General features: G+C 48.6%; 2 protein-coding genes and 1 pseudogene. All 3 read left to right on the top strand.

Annotation, left to right across the window (positions count from 1 at the left end; translation table 11 throughout):
• Window positions 1–31: 31 nt before the first annotated feature.
• Window positions 32–139, top strand: a pseudogene (locus FDW87_RS21135) (plasmid SOS inhibition protein A); the annotation flags it as partial.
• A gap of 30 nt (window positions 140–169) precedes the next feature.
• On the top strand, window positions 170–319 hold the full coding sequence (locus FDW87_RS21130) for a hypothetical protein (protein WP_141119139.1): 150 nt from the start codon (window positions 170–172) through the stop codon (window positions 317–319).
• Window positions 320–521: 202 nt separating this feature from the next.
• Entirely contained in the window at window positions 522–779 is a 258-nt protein-coding gene (locus FDW87_RS00345; RefSeq protein ID WP_170975090.1) for a DUF2158 domain-containing protein, read from the top strand.
• Window positions 780–1,003: the final 224 nt, after the last annotated feature.

Here is a 1,003-nt window from a genome sequence, read left to right as displayed (position 1 = left end):
TGCCGGAAAGAGTTGATGTGCAGAGAATCGCATCGCAACAGCCGGTCACTCTCTTGTTACGCTGAAGCCTGCCCGTCAGGCGGCACTTCAGGCCATTATCAACGTGGAAACTTCCCGTGAACGTGGTGCCCGGTTACCACTGGATGATGAAAAAAGTGTCCATGAACGTGTGGATAATGCCCGTTTTGATTTACGCTCAAAATTCTACGTAAAACCTAAAGCTGACCATCCTTGGCTCACGCGCCGCACGCAAAGTAATCAGCAAGTGAAGCCCCCTAAATTACCCAGAAAGAAGGCTGATCCCGATAAAATGGACTGAAACCAGGCGTTATTCAGTTGAGTGCATATCCAGTCATAGGATAGATTCTTACGTAGCGTTTCTGGCGTGCATTTTCGGGTGGTTTGTTACTGTTTTTAACGGGGACACGTCAGAAACGCGCTCAGGCCGTCTGAGCGGTACGCGTAATGGGGCGTTATGGTAAATCCGACAACCAAAGCTGTTGTGCGTAAGATTGGTTGTGATGAAAAAATCCTCCCATGCCAATTCCTGGCTGAGCGACTGGAGATTTTTTATGACGATCAAATCTGTTTACATCGGTATGCCTGTCTACCATAAAGACGGCGGTGCTCATATGACGGTGAGACAGGTCTTGCCAACTGGTAATGTCATATGTGCATGGATTGAACCGGATGGCCGAGAGGTTGAACAGACTTTTCTACCGACGGACTTAGAGATAGGGGTTCACAAAATGGGAGCACTATTGCTTACAGGGCTGTAACCGTCGTTGTCCGGCGACGAAAAGTGTACAACTGAAGCCCGCTATCGCGGGCTTTTTCATCGATGTATGCATTGCGACGTTATGGTAAATCAGAGTGCTTTACTCGCGGTTCTCTAGTGAGAGAGCAATCCTCTCTAGCGCGTCGCCTATACGTGAAAGAGACTCTGCTGCTGAATCGCCACGGGTTTAACAGACACCTCGGAGTCATTTAAGATGACTTAAAG

The sequence above is a fragment of the Citrobacter sp. wls826 genome (genome assembly GCF_005281245.1).
Classification (GTDB): Bacteria; Pseudomonadota; Gammaproteobacteria; order Enterobacterales; family Enterobacteriaceae; genus Citrobacter; species Citrobacter braakii.
Note: the sequence above shows the minus strand (reverse complement) of the source record. Positions and strands in the feature narration are given on the sequence as shown.